Below are 18,177 nucleotides of genomic sequence, written 5' to 3'. Positions count from 1 at the left end.
AAAAATGACTTGACGCGAAAAGGGAATTGCGTAGAATACGCATCCCAAGCCAACGACCTAGCGTCTACTGGCGGAGTCTGAAAAATTGATTCCACGCTCTTTAACAATTTATCAAGTAATCTGTGTGGACATTCACAGGTGTTGAGTTAATCGAAATTGCTTACTTCTTTCTAGTAAAAGAATGTAGCAATCAAAATTATTTACTCAATGTAACGATGAGTGTTCATAGCAATATGTAACAAACGTTTTAGAGATTCTTCCGAGTCTTTAAATCGAAATCAGAATTCATTGAGCCAAAGCGACGTTCTTATTTATAAGAATGGTTGCTTTAACAAAACTTTAATTGAAGAGTTTGATCATGGCTCAGATTGAACGCTGGCGGCAGGCCTAACACATGCAAGTCGAGCGGTAACACAAGGGAGCTTGCTCCTGAGGTGACGAGCGGCGGACGGGTGAGTAATGCCTAGGGATCTGCCCAGTCGAGGGGGATAACAGTTGGAAACGACTGCTAATACCGCATACGCCCTACGGGGGAAAGGAGGGGACCTTCGGGCCTTTCGCGATTGGATGAACCTAGGTGGGATTAGCTAGTTGGTGAGGTAATGGCTCACCAAGGCGACGATCCCTAGCTGTTCTGAGAGGATGATCAGCCACACTGGGACTGAGACACGGCCCAGACTCCTACGGGAGGCAGCAGTGGGGAATATTGCACAATGGGCGAAAGCCTGATGCAGCCATGCCGCGTGTGTGAAGAAGGCCTTAGGGTTGTAAAGCACTTTCAGTAGGGAGGAAAGGTTAACGGTTAATAACCGTTAGCTGTGACGTTACCTACAGAAGAAGGACCGGCTAACTTCGTGCCAGCAGCCGCGGTAATACGAGGGGTCCAAGCGTTAATCGGAATTACTGGGCGTAAAGCGTACGCAGGCGGTTCATTAAGCTAGATGTGAAATCCCCGGGCTCAACCTGGGAATTGCATTTAGAACTGGTGAACTAGAGTCTTGTAGAGGGGGGTAGAATTTCAGGTGTAGCGGTGAAATGCGTAGAGATCTGAAGGAATACCGGTGGCGAAGGCGGCCCCCTGGACAAAGACTGACGCTCATGTACGAAAGCGTGGGGAGCAAACAGGATTAGATACCCTGGTAGTCCACGCCGTAAACGATGTCTACTCGGAGTTTGGTGCCTTGAGCACTGGGCTCCCAAGCTAACGCATTAAGTAGACCGCCTGGGGAGTACGGCCGCAAGGTTAAAACTCAAATGAATTGACGGGGGCCCGCACAAGCGGTGGAGCATGTGGTTTAATTCGATGCAACGCGAAGAACCTTACCTACTCTTGACATCCACAGAACTTACCAGAGATGGTTTGGTGCCTTCGGGAACTGTGAGACAGGTGCTGCATGGCTGTCGTCAGCTCGTGTTGTGAAATGTTGGGTTAAGTCCCGCAACGAGCGCAACCCCTATCCTTATTTGCCAGCGCGTAATGGCGGGAACTCTAGGGAGACTGCCGGTGATAAACCGGAGGAAGGTGGGGACGACGTCAAGTCATCATGGCCCTTACGAGTAGGGCTACACACGTGCTACAATGGCGTATACAGAGGGTTGCAAAGCCGCAAGGTCTAGCTAATCTCACAAAGTACGTCGTAGTCCGGATCGGAGTCTGCAACTCGACTCCGTGAAGTCGGAATCGCTAGTAATCGTAGATCAGAATGCTACGGTGAATACGTTCCCGGGCCTTGTACACACCGCCCGTCACACCATGGGAGTGGGCTGCACCAGAAGTAGATAGTCTAACCTTCGGGAGGACGTTTACCACGGTGTGGTTCATGACTGGGGTGAAGTCGTAACAAGGTAGCCCTAGGGGAACCTGGGGCTGGATCACCTCCTTACCTATACGACTAACTCAATATTTGTTGAGTGTTCACACAGATTACTTGATAGAAAGAAAGAGCAATATACGTTGGGTCTGTAGCTCAGCTGGTTAGAGCGCACCCCTGATAAGGGTGAGGTCGGTGGTTCAAGTCCACTCTGACCCACCAAAATCTTCATTTCTCCTAAGCGAAGATTTTGTATTAACGTATTTGTTCACTGCATGTAAATGGGGCTATAGCTCAGCTGGGAGAGCGCCTGCCTTGCACGCAGGAGGTCTGCGGTTCGATCCCGCATAGCTCCACCATTTACATCTTCTCATTATTTTGAGTCGACATATGCAATTAAGAGATGCCAAAGATAATCTAAACATTATCTTTGGCTTTTTTTAGCCCGTTCTTTAACAATTTGGAAAGCTGATAGTATTTAACATGATGATGTCTGTCGTTGTGTTATTTACAAAATCGTATTATTGAGAAATTAATCCTTTTTCAATAATACATTGAGTTCTCAAAACACTTTATTAAGTGTCTTGAATATTCTAAAAATCTAAGGCGAATTTGTGTACTCGAAAGAGATGCAAATTATGTAATAAACCAGCTAGTTACGATATAACCGTTAAGGCTACCCGCTTTAACAACACTTGTTTTCATTTATGAAACTGATGTGGGTTGTATGGTTAAGTGACTAAGCGTATACGGTGGATGCCTTGGCAGTCAGAGGCGATGAAGGACGTAATAACTTGCGAAAAGCGTTGGCGAGCTAGTAATAAGCACTTGAGCTAACGATATCCGAATGGGGAAACCCGGCCACATAAGTGGTCATCATACAGTGAATACATAGCTGTATGAGGCGAACTCGGGGAACTGAAACATCTAAGTACCCGAAGGAAAAGAAATCAACCGAGATTCCCCTAGTAGCGGCGAGCGAACGGGGATTAGCCCTTAAGTCTATGGGGTGTTAGTGGAATGAGTTGGAAAGCTCAACGGTACAGGGTGATAGTCCCGTACATGAAAACTAACCATAGATGAAAACGAGTAAGGCGGGACACGTGACATCCTGTTTGAATATGGGGGGACCATCCTCCAAGGCTAAATACTCCTGACTGACCGATAGTGAACCAGTACCGTGAGGGAAAGGCGAAAAGAACCCCTGTGAGGGGAGTGAAATAGAACCTGAAACCGTGTACGTACAAGCAGTGGGAGCGGTTCTTGAGACCGTGACTGCGTACCTTTTGTATAATGGGTCAGCGACTTACGTTTTGTAGCGAGGTTAAGCGAATAGCGGAGCCGTAGGGAAACCGAGTGTTAACTGCGCGTTTAGTTGCAAGGCGTAGACCCGAAACCGAGTGATCTAGCCATGGGCAGGTTGAAGGTTGAGTAACATCAACTGGAGGACCGAACCGACTAATGTTGAAAAATTAGCGGATGACTTGTGGCTGGGGGTGAAAGGCCAATCAAACTCGGAGATATCTGGTTCTCCTCGAAAGCTATTTAGGTAGCGCCTCGAGCGAATACCACTGGGGGTAGAGCACTGTTAAGGCTAGGGGGTCATCCCGACTTACCAACCCTTTGCAAACTCCGAATACCAGTGAGTACTACTCGGGAGACAGACGGCGGGTGCTAACGTCCGTCGTCAAAAGGGAAACAACCCAGACCATCAGCTAAGGTCCCAAAGTTATTGCTAAGTGGGAAACGATGTGGGAAGGCTTAGACAGCTAGGATGTTGGCTTAGAAGCAGCCATCATTTAAAGAAAGCGTAATAGCTCACTAGTCGAGTCGGCCTGCGCGGAAGATTTAACGGGGCTAAGCAATACACCGAAGCTATGGGTTTGCTAGTTTACTAGCAAGCGGTAGAGGAGCGTTCTGTAAGCGGTTGAAGGTGAAGGGGTAACCCACACTGGACGTATCAGAAGTGCGAATGCTGACATGAGTAACGATAAAGGGAGTGAAAAACTCCCTCGCCGAAAGACCAAGGGTTCCTGTCCAACGTTAATCGGGGCAGGGTGAGTCGACCCCTAAGGCGAGGCCGAAAGGCGTAGTCGATGGGAAACAGGTCAATATTCCTGTACTTCTGCTAACTGCGATGGAGAGACGGAGAAGGCTAGGCTAGCGCGGCGTTGGTAGTCCGCGTTTAAGGTTGTAGGCTGTAAACTTAGGCAAATCCGGGTTTACTTAAGGCTGAGAACTGATGACGAGTCACTAAGGTGATGAAGTAGTTGATGCCATGCTTCCAGGAAAATCTTCTAAGCTTCAGGTTAGTAGGAATCGTACCCCAAACCGACACAGGTGGTCGGGTAGAGAATACCAAGGCGCTTGAGAGAACTCGGCTGAAGGAACTAGGCAAAATGGTACCGTAACTTCGGGAGAAGGTACGCTCCTGACGGTGATGAGACTTGCTCTCTAAGCTGTTGGGAGTCGCAGATACCAGGTGGCTGCAACTGTTTATCAAAAACACAGTACTGTGCAAAATCGCAAGATGACGTATACGGTATGACGCCTGCCCGGTGCTTGAAGGTTAATTGATTGGGTTATCTTCGGAGAAGCTCATGATCGAAGCCCAAGTAAACGGCGGCCGTAACTATAACGGTCCTAAGGTAGCGAAATTCCTTGTCGGGTAAGTTCCGACCTGCACGAATGGCGTAATGATGGCCACGCTGTCTCCAGCCGAGACTCAGTGAAGTTGAAATTGCGGTGAAGATGCCGTATACCCGCGGCTAGACGGAAAGACCCCGTGAACCTTTACTATAGCTTGGCACTGAACATTGAACCTACATGTGTAGGATAGGTGGGAGACTTTGAAACTTCGTCGCTAGATGGAGTGGAGTCAATCTTGAAATACCACCCTTGTAGTTTTGATGTTCTAACCGCGGCCCCTTATCGGGGTTCGGGACAGTGCCTGGTGGGTAGTTTGACTGGGGCGGTCTCCTCCCAAAGAGTAACGGAGGAGCACGAAGGTTGGCTAAGTACGGTCGGACATCGTACGGTTAGTGCAATGGCATAAGCCAGCTTAACTGCGAGACATACACGTCGAGCAGGTACGAAAGTAGGTCATAGTGATCCGGTGGTTCTGTATGGAAGGGCCATCGCTCAACGGATAAAAGGTACTCCGGGGATAACAGGCTGATACCGCCCAAGAGTTCATATCGACGGCGGTGTTTGGCACCTCGATGTCGGCTCATCACATCCTGGGGCTGAAGTCGGTCCCAAGGGTATGGCTGTTCGCCATTTAAAGTGGTACGCGAGCTGGGTTCAGAACGTCGTGAGACAGTTCGGTCCCTATCTGCCGTGGGCGTTGGATGATTGAAGGAAGCTGCTCCTAGTACGAGAGGACCGGAGTGGACGAACCGCTGGTGTTCGGGTTGTTATGCCAATAGCATTGCCCGGTAGCTACGTTCGGAATCGATAACCGCTGAAAGCATCTAAGCGGGAAGCGAGTCCTAAGATGAGTCATCCCTAGAGATTTAATCTCTCTAAAGAGCCGTTCGAGACTAGGACGTTGATAGGCAGGGTGTGTAAGCGTTGTGAGGCGTTGAGCTAACCTGTACTAATGACTCGTGAGGCTTAACCATACAACCCAGATGAGTTTTATCTGAGTGTGTTGTGGTAACTAGATTTATTACAGACTGAAAAGTCGAACTTAGATACGAATATAAAGCGCTTAATGAAGTGCGAACTCAAAAAATCTCGAAAGAGTTATCAGATTTCCGAATTATTATTTACTGCGTTTGCGGTAAATGAAGCAAGAATTTGCTTGGTGACAATAGCATTGTGGTACCACCTGATCCCATCCCGAACTCAGCAGTGAAACGCAATAGCGCCGATGATAGTGTGGGGTCTCCCCATGTGAAAGTAGGTCATCGCCAAGCGCCTAATAAGAATAACCCCTGACTCTAGGAGTCAGGGGTTTTTTCGTTTACGGCTTTCGACCAATATAGGGTTAAGTAGGGTGCAATGTCTGTGTTGATAACGCAACGCTTTATACAGATATGGAACGCGGAGGATGTATCCGCAGCTGAACATCGCCAAGCGCCTAATTTATCTTACTATTTAAAAGTAAGCACAAAAGTTACGAATAATCCCTGACTCTACGAGTCAGGGATTTTTTCGTTTAAGGCTTTCGAGCAACACATGGTGAAAGTAGGATGCAATGTCTGTGTTTATAAAGCATCGCTTTATCCAGCGTGTAACACGAAGGTTGTATCCGCATCTAAACTTCTTCAAGCCCTAATAAATATGTGTAGCTGGCTTTTTTTTTACAGTTGTAGATTTCACAGTGATCCTTAATCCTTTTAAGTCCATTTTGATGTATTTGGTATCTTGGTTTATTCGACTTTGGCTTTATCATTTACTTGAATTTAGCTATTTCGACTTTAAATCAGTTAATACTGATTTGGTTAATAAAATTATTATATGGGTAAGTAATGTTAATTTATGGTGTCATTTGTGAGTCATTTAGCTTGTTTTAAAATGGCTTATCTAACTTAATTGTTCGAGTTGGCATATACTAAGTTTACTTATTCAATATGTGAAATTCTGACGATATAATCTATTAACTATTGGGTTAATCCTCCAAATAAACGGAATGTTATTTTATAATGCATATCATTGATAATCTTGTCCAACATTGGCAAAAGACTGTAGATATAACGGCAACAACGCTAAACGCGGTTGTTTGTACATATCTTATCAACGATGATGCTGAGATCTTGTTTGTTGTTAGTGGTCAAATAGACAAAGATGTCGCTCTAGAGTTTCAACCGTCTATCTATTCAACATTGCAAGAAATCACTCTAGTAGATTTAGCTCAATATGAAACTATCATTCGAGCAGATTTTGTTGATGGTTACAGTTTAATAATCAACCCCCTCTTTACTCAAACTAAGCAACTACAAGGTTGTGTGTGTTGTGTTGTCCCAAAGTCAGAAATCAATAATATTGATTTTAATGTACTTGATTTAGCTGTTGATAGTTTACAAAACTCTTTAGCATCGTTAAGCGCTACGCATCAAAATCAAAGTGTTGATGACGTTCACAACGTTATTAATTTGCAAAATTTTATTAATGCTTTTAGCGAACATATTTGGATTAAAGATGCTGATGGTCAATATATTATTTGCAATAGAAGTGTTGAGTCTGCCTGGAATAAAACAGCAAATCAGATAGTTGGTAAATTTGATGATGATTTGTTTGATCATAAAACTGCTGAACTATTCCGTTCAAGTGACATCGACGCCCAAGTTGCTGATAAACCTATTATTGTGGAAGAGTGTGAAGATATTGATAAACTTAATAATTGTCGTTGGTTAGAAACAATAAAAGCACCATTGCGAGATGTAAATGACAATCTAGTTGGCACTATCGGTATTACACGTAATATTGGTCGAAACAAGTTAGCTGAAACGCAGTTATTACTTGCTGAAAGTGTATTTGAAAATACTATTGAGGGTGTGTTAGTTACCAACAGAGACGGTGTTATAACCGAAGTTAATCGTGCATTCTCAACAATTACTGGATACAGCCGCGAAGAGGCCGTTGGTCAGAACCCAAGGTTATTAAATTCAGGAAAACATGACACTGAGTTTTTTACCAAAATGTGGAATACGTTAACTGTTAAAGGCAAATTTCATGGTGAAATTTGGAATAAAAGAAAATCTGGAGATATCTTCCCACAGCTTGTGACCATTAATGCCGTTTATGGTCAAGATGATCGAATCAATTATTTCGTTGCTGTATTTGCTGATATTTCAAATGAAAAACAAAATGAACAAAAGCTCGAAAATTTAGCGAATTATGACAGTTTGACGCAACTGCCCAATAGGCTGCTACTTCGTTCACACCTACAAAAACAAGCTGATAAAGCATTAATAAATCAAACTCTATTGGCTGCAATTTTCTTTGATATAGATTTCTTCAAGCATATCAACGACAGCTTAGGTCATGAAATTGGGGATCAGTTACTTGTCGAAGTAGGTGTTAGGTTGTCAAAGCTTAGTGGTGAAAATTGTAAGGTAGCACGTTTAAGCAGCGATGAATTTGTCATTCTACTGTCTGATGTTACCCAGTACCAAAAGCTTTCTAAACGTGTAGAACATATTAAAGCAATCATAGAGCAACCGTTTAAGTTCGGTGATCACCCTTTAATTAGAATGACGATTAGTGTTGGTGTTTCTGTATTTCCAATTGATTCACATAACACTGAAAATATTGCTCAAAATGCCGATACCGCGCTTCATATAGCTAAGCAAAGTGGCCGTAATACTATTACATTTTATGACTCGACAATGACAACGAATTCACTAGAGCATTTGAGAATTCAGAATGCTTTACATGAAGCGATTCAGGAACAACATTTCCATTTAGTCTATCAACCCAAGTTGTCATTAGTTACGGGTAAACTAGTTGGCTTGGAGTCACTAATTCGCTGGGATCACAGGGATTATGGGTTTATCTCACCCGCTGATTTTATTCCTATTGCAGAGAAGACTGGTTTGATACATCAAATAGGTTTGATGGTATTAAGAATGGCTTGCTTGCAAGGTAAAGAGTGGTTAGACAGGGGCCATCATTTCGGACGTATAGCGGTTAACGTTGCGAGCTTGCAATTTCAGCGTTCAAATTTTATCGATAACGTAGAATCTATCCTTGCGGAAGTTGGCTTTCCAGCTGACCGTCTGGAATTAGAGATGACCGAAAGCTGTATGATGTATGAGCCTGAAAAAGTGATCCGCGATCTCAAAAGGTTGGGCAACATGGGTATTCAATTATCTGTAGATGATTTTGGTACGGGTTATTCTTCATTAAGCTATCTGAAAAAGTTACCAATCAATATCCTTAAAATTGACCAATCGTTTGTAACAGATATTCCATTTGATAATCATAACACCGCAATCGCCAAAGCGATTATTGTATTAGGTCATGCATTAAATTTAAAAATTATTGCCGAAGGGGTAGAGACCAAAGAGCAAGCTAACTTTCTATTAGAAAACGGCTGTGACCAAGCACAAGGCTATTATTATAGTAAGCCGCAACTTCCTGTCGATTTAATGAAATGGTTATGTCCCTCGTAAATCCTCGATGTGTATCAGAAAGCCCTGATTAACAAGATTTCAGGGCTTTACATCTTCAAAGATAACAATATTATTCAGACACATGCTCTATGCATAGGTGTCTACCTTATCTGCTCCCGAATCTGTCGAAGAAGCGCTCGATATTTGAGTCAAAGTTTCCAGAAACACAGATCCCATGTCATTTTTTGATAATTTATCAGCCATAGGCTTGAGTTCATCTAATGCCATTTTCAATGATTGTTGTTGTTCCTCTGTCAAGCTAGCGAGCATTGTTGAGATATCACTTTGTTCGTCATCAGTTAATGTTTCAACCGCGGTTTCTAAGCCTGGAGGAGTAGAGCCTGGCGGTGGAGGACCATGTGGTCTTTCTGGTCTAGTGGTAGCTTGCGTCTGACTTTGTTGATTGATGATTGTATTATCTATCTTAATTTGCATGACTTGTTCCTATGATTTTAGTTGCGAATCAATAAAGGTTTATCAGCTAAATTACTGCGTAATTAGCCGCGACTACGAGAGCGCTGCGGCGGTGTATGATCTTTAGGTACTGCCACTAATTCATCGTTTAGCAACATGCACTTTGCTTCCATTTCGTCACCATTTGGTGTGGTAAATGTCACGACTTCTTCTTCAGTTTTATCTTCACAAGCAGTAAAGGCTTCTTGAGGTGGTTTTCTCATTTCTCGATTTTTTTCTTGCGCTAACAACTGAGAAGAAGCACATAATAAAAGAGGGATGAGTGTAATTATTGGGATAATTTTTTTCATTTTAATACCTGTCAGTTTGTGAACCTGTTTTCTTTCGATGTTGTTACGTTACCAAGGAAATATGCAGTAAATGTGCAGATTTAATGGAGATTGTGGTTAAGTTATTTTTGTTGCTAGTGAGATAGCTATTTGCCCGATATACTTTAATTCATGAATATATCTAAAAAGCTATTCCTCGCCTTTGTTGGCTTAACCAGTGTTGTGTTGATTGCTACCTTGTCATTAGCTAGGTGGAGTTTTGATCAAGGCTTTATTAATTACATCAATACCCTTGAACAAGAAAGGTTAGAACGCTTATCTATTGATTTAACGGCGTTATATAGTGAATCTAATTCTAATTGGGATAATGTGACTTCAGCACAGTTTTCCGGGTTATTTAGATTTCATTCGCCTAACCCTAGACCCTTTACCCAATCTGAAAGAAGTCATCGCGCACGGCCTGAACGAAGGCCACCACCATTAGACTTTGACGCTCGCAGAACACCAAGAGAATTTAACGCTGACGGGAGAAAGCCGCCTCCCCATATGAGACCGTCGCCTAAAGGTGAACCCAATCGAAAGTTAGGACCTGCTACGGGTATTTACACGCCCGATTTTGAACTGCTTGCTGGTGTTGATATTGATGATGTCGAAACTGCGACATTTATGCCGGTTAAATATAATGATGTTGTTATCGCCAAGTTATATAGCGCACAGATTATTAAAGCCAATACAGACTCTGCGGCGTTATTTTCACAACAACAGCTTTGGACTAGCTTATGGATTGGTCTGGGATGCTTAATGTTAGCCAGTTTAATTTCCTGGGTTTTAGCGCGGTTTTTATTGGTACCGGTTAAAGAAGTCGTAAAAGGGGTGACTTACCTAACCAATGGTAATTATGGCGAGCGATTCAATCAGCAGCGCCAAGATGAGTTAGGTAAATTAATGAATGATATTGACCACCTTGCAATGACGCTTGATAAAAATAGAACCGCTAAAAATAGATGGTTCGCTGATATCTCACATGAGCTAAGAACGCCATTAAGTATTTTATGTGGCGAGATAGATGCCATAAAAGTTGGGATTAGACCATTTGATAAACCGCAACTAGAGTCATTAGAGCAAGAAGTCATGCGTATAAAGCACTTAGTTGATGATTTATATCAATTATCTTTATCTGATGTTGGGGGACTGAAATATAATTTAGAAGTCGTTGATATTACAGAGTGTATTTCTTTATCGTTAGCATCTTTAAATGACAAAATTACTGCTAAAGCGTTAACTTATTCATTTAATCATGCTGAACCTGTCATGATCAATGTAGACAAAATGCGTATTCAACAATTACTGGCTAATGTCATATTAAACTCTGTTGCTTATACCGACGCACCTGGCAACATTGATATTCAGTTGATTCATGAAGCTACTAGAGTATTAATTCTTATCAATGACACCAAGCCAACAGTCTCGGTAAATGATTGCGAATTATTGTTTGACCCATTACATCGACAAGATAGTTCTCGAGTGCGCCGCAATAATGGTGCTGGACTTGGGCTAACGATATGCAGAAATATTGTCGAAGCACATGATGGGACAATAACGGCAAGACCTTCTAATCTTGGTGGCTTGTGTATCGAAATAATTTTGCCATTGAAAAAAGGGCTTTAACGAATATGAATAATCATTATCACAATAAGCGCGTGTTGATTGTTGAAGATGAACCTAAAATAGCGCAGGTATTAGTCGATTTTTTAACACTAGAAGGTTTTAGCTCTCAGGTCCTTCATGATGGTCTCAATGCGCTTGAAACGATCAGAGATGATGAAATTGATTTCGTGATTTTAGACTTAATGTTACCCCATAAAGATGGCTTAACCATCTGTAAGGAAGTAAGACAGTTTTCTGCTATTCCAATCTTAATGCTCACAGCAAGAGTTGAGGAAATAGATCGTTTAATTGGTCTTGAAATCGGTGCAGATGATTATGTTTGCAAACCATTTTCAGCGAGAGAAGTCGTCGCTAGAGTTAAAACCATTTTGAGGCGCACTGAACCTTCTGTGCAAATGGCTGAAGATGAGATCAGTTACAAGCAGCTTTTGATTAACATCGAGCGCTTTAAGTGCCATGTCGCCAGTGTTGAAGTTGAACTCACGCCTGTAGAGTTTCGGCTGCTACATACCATGATAAAAAGGCCTGGGGTGGTACATTCCCGTGATAGCTTAATGCAAGTTTGCTATGTTGATGATCGAGTTGTTAGCTCAAGAACGATTGATAGCCACATTAAGAACTTACGCTCCAAGCTGTTACTCAATAATCGACAACCGGACTTATTACATTCTATTTATGGTGTTGGCTATAAAATTGAATAGTTTTGTAAATCGACAATCTAGCAAACAATCTAGCAAACTATGTAACAAACTGACTTATAAACTACCTAATCAAAGCCATTAAGGTGTTTTTTGAGTTATCTGTTTTGTTTGCTCGCTCCTAGCCTCGCTTTTGTTTAGAATAGCGTTGAATTTTTGATCCCATTGGCCATCGCTATTCGGGACACTTTAAATGAGACGGACTGTTTTTCTGTCTAGGAGCTTGAATGCAACTATTTGTTAAAGATTTAACTGTGATAGATTTTTCTTACTTATGTCCAATTAGAGGCATGGTCGGTGAGAGCTGGATTGTCGATGTATTATTAGACGGCGGCTTGGACGAGCAAAATATGGTGCTCGATTTTTCTAAAGTTAAGAAGACCATTAAAAGCACCATAGATGATGTTGCAGATCACCGCTTATTAGTGCCTACAGCATGTAGTGATGTACGTTGGCAGCAACAAGGCGATCGAGTTTGGATGGATTTCACCAGTCAGCAAGGTGACATACATCTCGCTTGTCCATCACAAGCATTTGCACTTATTCCTACAGAAGTCATTGATTTCGATAGTGTGAATTCATTCCTGATTAAAGCTCTACGTAAAGCGCTACCTGAAAATGTTCAGGGTATTAGTCTCACCTTACGTACAGAAGTACTTGAAAGCCCTTTTTATCATTACACTCATGGGTTAAGAAAACATGATGGTAACTGTCAGCGTATTGCCCACGGACATCGTAGCCCCATTACCGTATTCGAAAATGGAATAGCGGCGCCTCAATGGGATCAATATTGGGCTGATAGATGGCAAGATATATATCTAGGTAGTGAAGAAGATATTGTCTCTTGTCAAAGCTTGACACTTTCAGCACAAACTGACATTTCAGACGATACCCATATCGGTTTTCACTACCAAGCGCCCCAGGGTGACTTTCAATTAGCAATGCCAAAAGGTAATTGTGACATCATTCCACATGACACAACAGTAGAGTTGTTAGCACAATTTGTTGCTGAAACCATGGCTGAAAAAACACCAGGTTCAGAGTTCAAAGTGATTGCTTTTGAAGGTGTCGGTAAAGGCGCTATTGCGGTTAAATAGACACTGATTGCAGCTGCCACTGCAATCGACCAAAGGGACAAGGTTATTGATATGTTTTTCAACGTACCAAAATTAGTAAAAAACTTAAAAGAAGCAAATGTATTAAAAGCATCCGCACTGCTTGTGTTGACGCTAACGTCTTTTAACAGTGTTGCAGCTATTAACTTGCAAGGGAAATTAGAACAGGGCGCTTTAGTGCGTGGTTCTGTTCCTGCTGGCAGTAGTGTAAAACTGGATGATCAAGTCGTAAAAGTGAATAAGGATGGCCAATTTGCTATCGGCTTTGCCCGTGAAGGCAATACCGAGCAAATGTTAGCAGTAACTTATCCAGACGGTCTAACAGAGTTTAAACCACTTAAAATTGCCACACGAGAATACAAAATCGATCGGGTTACTGGTATTAGCAAAAAGATCATGAAACCCGATCCTGTTGCTCAAGCTCGCGCCGCCCAAGACTCAAAACAAACTCGTTCGGCCCGAAACACCTTTAGTGAGCAAAGTGCTTTCATGCAAGATTTTATCTGGCCTGTAACAGGCAGAATCTCTGGTGTTTATGGCAGCCAGCGAGTTTATAACGGCAAACCTGGCAATCCCCATTACGGTGTTGATGTGGCAAGACCCACTGGAACCGTTGTTGTATCGCCAGCAGATGGGGTGATTACTTTGGCAGTTCCAGATATGTTTTATTCTGGTGGAACACTGATTATTGACCATGGGTATGGTATCAATTCTACTTTTTTACACTTGAGTAAGCTTTATGCGAAAGAGGGTGATGTTGTTACTCAAGGACAAGCATTAGCTGAAATTGGTGCAACAGGCCGTGTTACGGGGCCTCATCTCGACTGGCGTTTGAATTGGTTTCAAATGCGCTTAGACCCAGTTTCTATTGTGCCCTCAATGAAAAGTGTACTGGCCGCTGAAAAAGCTGCAAAGTAGACCTTAATTTTTAGCTAAGAGCTTTAGTTAAAAGCTTTAGTTAAGAGCTTTTAGTCGAGAGTTAAGCTTCCAGAAGTAAATTGATTTTCAAAGCCGTTATATTGATAACGGCTTTTTTATTGAAAAATTGACGATAGTTTCTACATCAACTATTCAAAACTGCTTTACTCTACATGCGCTACACTTTTATCAATTACTGGCATGTAGAGAATTCTTAAGACTAATATTAACCTTGTTCACTCGCAATGATAGTTTCAATACCCAGAGGATGAACTTTCACACAAATTCCATTTGTTTTAAATGCAATTGTCGGATTAGCTAAACGTTCATTATCGCCCTTAGGTGAGCTTTGTTTTGTTTTGATATCAGTAGAGCCTGCAATTATGGCAGCGAGACTTGGAACTTGTTCTATCAGCTCACTGACTAACTGTTCACAGGTTTGCGCTGTTGACGGGAAAACTAATTCTATATGTTCCCAGCCTTCTACCGGATATTGCTTTTCAGATGGGAATGGCAATTCGACACAATAAATATCTTGGTTATTCAGTCGCAGTGGTTGTCGCAGTTTGATGATTAATATTGGGCGGCCATTAATCATGTTATTTGAAATGATTTCACCGTGTTGGCTAAATTGCTCAGCTAACTTTTCAGCTGAGGTTTTATCGTTAACGCGTAAGGCACAGTGATCACAAGTGAGTGCTAGCTTGTCCAAGCCTAGACGGTTAATAAAGGTTTGAATGCGGTCACTAAAGTCAGGCCAGGTTTGTATTAATAAGGGGTAATTCATTTCATCAATCCACAATTAGAAATATAACATTAAAATTCGATAGGAAATCGAGCCTGAACAAGGCTACTAACTTGATATAAGCAGTCTAAAATATAAGAAGAAGTCATTCGATGTGTGTTAATAAGGGAAAGGTTAAGGCCAAATTTCTATTGGCGTACCTTCTTCAATAACGCGCCACAGTTCATCCATCTCTTTATTAGTTACTGCAATACAGCCATTGGTCCAATTGTATTGTTGAGCTTGTCTTGGTGTTAATGGCGAATTTGGGTTCTCTCCGTGGATCATAATCATTCCACCAGGGCTGACACCTAAAGCATTAGCACGGAGTTTATCTTCTTCGTTAGGGTAAGATATATGAATTGATTTATAAAAAGCGCTGTCAGACTTTTTGTAATCTAAAATATAACGGCCTTGTGGAGTTCGTTGGTCGCCTTCTTTTAGTTTGTGTCCTTTAGGGGCATCTCCCATTGCAATTTGGTAGGTTTTTAATACTTTACCTTGATAATAAATAGACATCTTAGATTCAGATTTATTGACAACAACCAGATCAACTTTTGATTTTGAGAGTTGAGCTGTTGAAGCAAAAGCTGTGGTAGCGAAAAAAATGATGATAAAAATAAGGTATTTAACCAACCGCATGCAGACTCCATAAAAGCAGGATTTTCTAATTTGTTTTGTGTTAATAGTGTTAACATGAGTAACAGTTCATAGCTTTAGAAAAGCTAAAACTGAAATATTAAAAATGATAATACCTTACTTTTATCATTCACGCGGCATTAAATTCAATTGCATTTGTTGAGTAGAGAATGACTTTAGAAGAGAAACAAGATTCGGCGTTTAAAAAGCAAACCCGGACAATTATTTTTGGAACAGAAACCCGTTTAGGTAAATGGTTTGATATCGTCCTTATCGTTTGTATCTTATTAAGCGTGTTGCTTATATCCATTGATACTATAGAAAGTATTCATGCCGAATATGGCAGAGCTATTTACTATGCTGAATGGTGTTTTACATGGTTATTTACCATTGAATATTTACTCAGAGTATATAGTTCGCTAAACCGCTTATCTTATATGCGTAGCTTTTACGGCGTGGTGGACTTACTGGCTATTTTACCGAGCTTTTTGGCATTGTTAATTCCAGGGGCTAATGTTGCACTGGCATTCAGAATTTTACGTCTCTTTAGAATATTCAGAGTGCTCAAGTTATTACGCTATTTAAGTGAAGGTAACTTACTACTAAAAGCGATGGTTCAATCTCGCAGAAAAGTATTTATCTTCTTCTTTTCAGTCAGTTTGATCATCATGGCGCTCAGTGTCGTAATGTACGTTGTCGAAGGGCCTAATAATGGCTTTACTTCTATTCCAAAATCCATGTATTGGACTATCGTGACTATCACGACAGTGGGTTACGGTGACATTACGCCTCAAACCAATTTAGGCCAAGCTATTGCTTCACTGACAATGTTAATCGGTTATTCAATTATTGCGATTCCAACAGGTATTTTGACCGCTGAAATTTCACATGAAATGGTCGCCGAACGAGATTTAAGTCGTAATTTAATTAAGTGCAGTAATTGCGGTGGTCGAGGCCATGTTTTACAAGCCCAATATTGCCATCACTGTGGTAGTCAGTTTGAAAGTCCAAGTCCAGAAGGGAAATCATGACCGAAGCTAAGTTTGTTCAGGGACCGATATTACGACACATTCTAGTCATGAGCTCCACTGCCGCAGTGGGGATTTCTGCACTGTTTGTCGTCGATTTACTGGATATTTTCTTTTTAAGTTTGTTAGGTGAGATAGAGCTGGCTGCGGCAGTAGGTTATGCAGGTGCCATTTCATTTTTTACGACATCAATAGGTATTGGTCTTTCAATCGCATTAGGTGCACTTGTTTCTCGCGCAGTGGGCGCCAAGAATATGGTGCTTGCTAAACGGATGTTGTTAAACAGTGCTTTAATTTCGCTAATGACCAGTATTATCGTTGCGATTGTGGTGTTTATTTTTATCCCTGAATTATTAGCGTTAATTGGTGCAACGGGTCAGACCGCTGTGCTTGCTGAAAGCTATTTAACAATACTGGTGCCATCATTGCCTTTCATTTGTTTGGCTATGGCGTTAGGTGGCGCATTAAGAGCGATTGGTGATGCCAAGCTCTCTATGATGTCAACGCTTGCCGGCGGTGGCGTTAACTTAGTATTAGATCCAATATTTATTTTTGCGCTAGGTATGGGGATTGAGGGAGCTGCGGTGGCTTCAGTATTTGCCCGTATTGCGGTATTTACGATTTCTGCTCGAGGAATTATTGTTAAACACAAAATGCTAGGTCAATTTAATAAACAGCATTTTATTGAAGATTTCCGTACTGTATTCTCTATTGCTTTACCTGCGATGATAACCAATGTGGCTACCCCGATTGGTAATGCTGTAGTCACTAAAGCGGTTGCCGATTTTGGCGACAGTTATGTTGCTGGTTGGGCAGTGCTTGGGCGACTTATTCCCGTCAGTTTTGGGATGATTTTTGCGCTTAGTGGTGCCGTTGGTCCTATTATTGGACAAAATTTTGGAGCTCAAAAGTTTGACCGAGTAAAAGAAAGTCTAACCAAAGCGATTCAGTTTTGTACCGTTTATGTTGTCGTTGTTTCGTTACTATTATTTCTTTCACGTAATTTAATTGTTTCAGCATTTGATATGCAGGGAGATGCTGCAGATTTAATTTTGTTTTTCTGTAAGTACATTGCAATATTTTTTGTTTTCTCCGGTATTTTATTTGTCTCCAATGCAACCTTTAATAATTTAGGTAAACCGAAATATTCCACCTTTTTCAATGTGGGTAAAGCCACTTTAGGCACGATTCCTTTTGTGTATTTTGGTGCTCAAATGGGAGGCGTTTATGGTGTGCTTATTGGGCAGGGTATAGGCTCAATACTGTTTGGTATAGGCGGTGTATGGGTGGGTTATCGTTTAGTGGATAAAATCAGTGCAGCGTCTGAAGGGCCGCAGCAACAAGCAGAGCCTAAAACGGAAGAGGATGATATTGAATTAGAGATGAGCCCAACATCATCACCGCAGTCTTCATCATACATTCAATTAGCACAATTGAATGAAGAACCACTTTGTGAAGAGATAATCAGGGATGGGGATTTAGATAATCCTGTATCGAGTAAAAAGGATAAGTAGCTGTACTGTTAGTTTACTATTCGCTGCTCTGTTATTTGAACGGTGAAAGCTAATTAACCTGAAATATCAAGCTAATCTAATAGAGACTAAAAAGCCCTCTACACTATGAATGTGTAGAGGGCTTTTTCGAAAGCGATG

The 18,177-nt window shown here is 41.7% G+C and carries 11 protein-coding genes, 2 tRNA genes and 3 rRNA genes; 12 read left to right on the top strand and 4 right to left on the bottom strand.

Translation table 11 applies throughout. The features are described 5' to 3' along the window. The first annotated feature begins 340 nt into the window (after positions 1–340). From FPK91_RS05300 to FPK91_RS05275, 6 genes are all read left to right on the top strand, one after another. Positions 341–1,883: ribosomal RNA gene (locus tag FPK91_RS05300) — 16S ribosomal RNA — on the top strand. Between the two features lie 73 nt (positions 1,884–1,956). Further along, positions 1,957–2,033, top strand: a tRNA-Ile gene (locus FPK91_RS05295). A 61-nt stretch (positions 2,034–2,094) separates the two neighbouring features. Then, positions 2,095–2,170 (top strand) — tRNA-Ala (locus FPK91_RS05290). 370 nt (positions 2,171–2,540) lie between these two features. Then, positions 2,541–5,434: ribosomal RNA gene (locus tag FPK91_RS05285) — 23S ribosomal RNA — on the top strand. Positions 5,435–5,615: 181 nt separating this feature from the next. Then, a 5S ribosomal RNA gene (gene rrf / locus FPK91_RS05280) occupies positions 5,616–5,731 on the top strand. Together the 16S, 23S and 5S rRNA genes with 2 tRNA genes alongside form the textbook arrangement of a ribosomal RNA operon. A gap of 729 nt (positions 5,732–6,460) precedes the next feature. Continuing rightward, positions 6,461–8,932 carry a putative bifunctional diguanylate cyclase/phosphodiesterase gene (locus FPK91_RS05275; protein ID WP_144209005.1) on the top strand — a complete coding sequence of 824 codons (2,472 nt, stop codon included), beginning with the start codon at positions 6,461–6,463 and terminating at the stop codon, positions 8,930–8,932. An 87-nt stretch (positions 8,933–9,019) separates the two neighbouring features. Here the strand turns inward: FPK91_RS05275 and FPK91_RS05270 are convergent, their stop codons facing one another. Together FPK91_RS05270 and FPK91_RS05265 are read right to left on the bottom strand one after the other, a co-directional pair. Beyond that, complete coding sequence (locus FPK91_RS05270; protein WP_144209002.1) at positions 9,020–9,367, bottom strand: hypothetical protein; 348 nt, start codon at positions 9,365–9,367, stop codon at positions 9,020–9,022. A 62-nt stretch (positions 9,368–9,429) separates the two neighbouring features. Then, a complete protein-coding gene (locus tag FPK91_RS05265) occupies positions 9,430–9,696 on the bottom strand; it encodes a hypothetical protein (protein WP_144208999.1) in 267 nt (88 codons plus the stop codon). A gap of 150 nt (positions 9,697–9,846) precedes the next feature. On the opposite strand from FPK91_RS05265, the gene FPK91_RS05260 reads away from it, so the two are divergent. From FPK91_RS05260 to FPK91_RS05245, 4 genes are all read left to right on the top strand, one after another. Beyond that, complete coding sequence (locus FPK91_RS05260; RefSeq protein ID WP_144208996.1) at positions 9,847–11,343, top strand: ATP-binding protein; 1,497 nt, start codon at positions 9,847–9,849, stop codon at positions 11,341–11,343. A 5-nt stretch (positions 11,344–11,348) separates the two neighbouring features. Beyond that, positions 11,349–12,044, top strand: coding sequence for a response regulator (locus tag FPK91_RS05255; protein ID WP_144208993.1), 696 nt, complete (start codon positions 11,349–11,351; stop codon positions 12,042–12,044). 224 nt (positions 12,045–12,268) lie between these two features. Further along, entirely contained in the window at positions 12,269–13,138 is an 870-nt protein-coding gene (locus FPK91_RS05250; protein ID WP_144208990.1) for a 6-carboxytetrahydropterin synthase, read from the top strand. Positions 13,139–13,189: 51 nt separating this feature from the next. Next, the gene (locus FPK91_RS05245; protein WP_144208987.1) at positions 13,190–14,074 is read left to right on the top strand and encodes a M23 family metallopeptidase; all 885 of its coding nucleotides are present in this window, start codon (positions 13,190–13,192) and stop codon (positions 14,072–14,074) included. Between the two features lie 226 nt (positions 14,075–14,300). Here FPK91_RS05245 and FPK91_RS05240 read toward each other — a convergent pair whose 3' ends face one another. Then, complete coding sequence (locus tag FPK91_RS05240) at positions 14,301–14,861, bottom strand: VOC family protein (protein WP_144208984.1); 561 nt, start codon at positions 14,859–14,861, stop codon at positions 14,301–14,303. 132 nt (positions 14,862–14,993) lie between these two features. Continuing rightward, a complete protein-coding gene (locus tag FPK91_RS05235) occupies positions 14,994–15,500 on the bottom strand; it encodes a L,D-transpeptidase family protein (protein WP_144208981.1) in 507 nt (168 codons plus the stop codon). Between the two features lie 167 nt (positions 15,501–15,667). On the opposite strand from FPK91_RS05235, the gene FPK91_RS05230 reads away from it, so the two are divergent. Then, positions 15,668–16,528 (top strand): ion transporter, encoded by an 861-nt coding sequence (locus FPK91_RS05230; RefSeq protein WP_144208979.1) that lies wholly within the window; start codon positions 15,668–15,670, stop codon positions 16,526–16,528. After that, positions 16,525–18,039 carry an MATE family efflux transporter gene (locus FPK91_RS05225; protein WP_144208976.1) on the top strand — a complete coding sequence of 505 codons (1,515 nt, stop codon included), beginning with the start codon at positions 16,525–16,527 and terminating at the stop codon, positions 18,037–18,039. Before FPK91_RS05230 ends, FPK91_RS05225 begins: the two co-directional genes overlap by 4 nt. Positions 18,040–18,177: the final 138 nt, after the last annotated feature.

The organism is Shewanella donghaensis (assembly GCF_007567505.1).
Taxonomy (GTDB): Bacteria; Pseudomonadota; Gammaproteobacteria; order Enterobacterales; family Shewanellaceae; genus Shewanella; species Shewanella donghaensis.
Note: the sequence above shows the minus strand (reverse complement) of the source record. Positions and strands in the feature narration are given on the sequence as shown.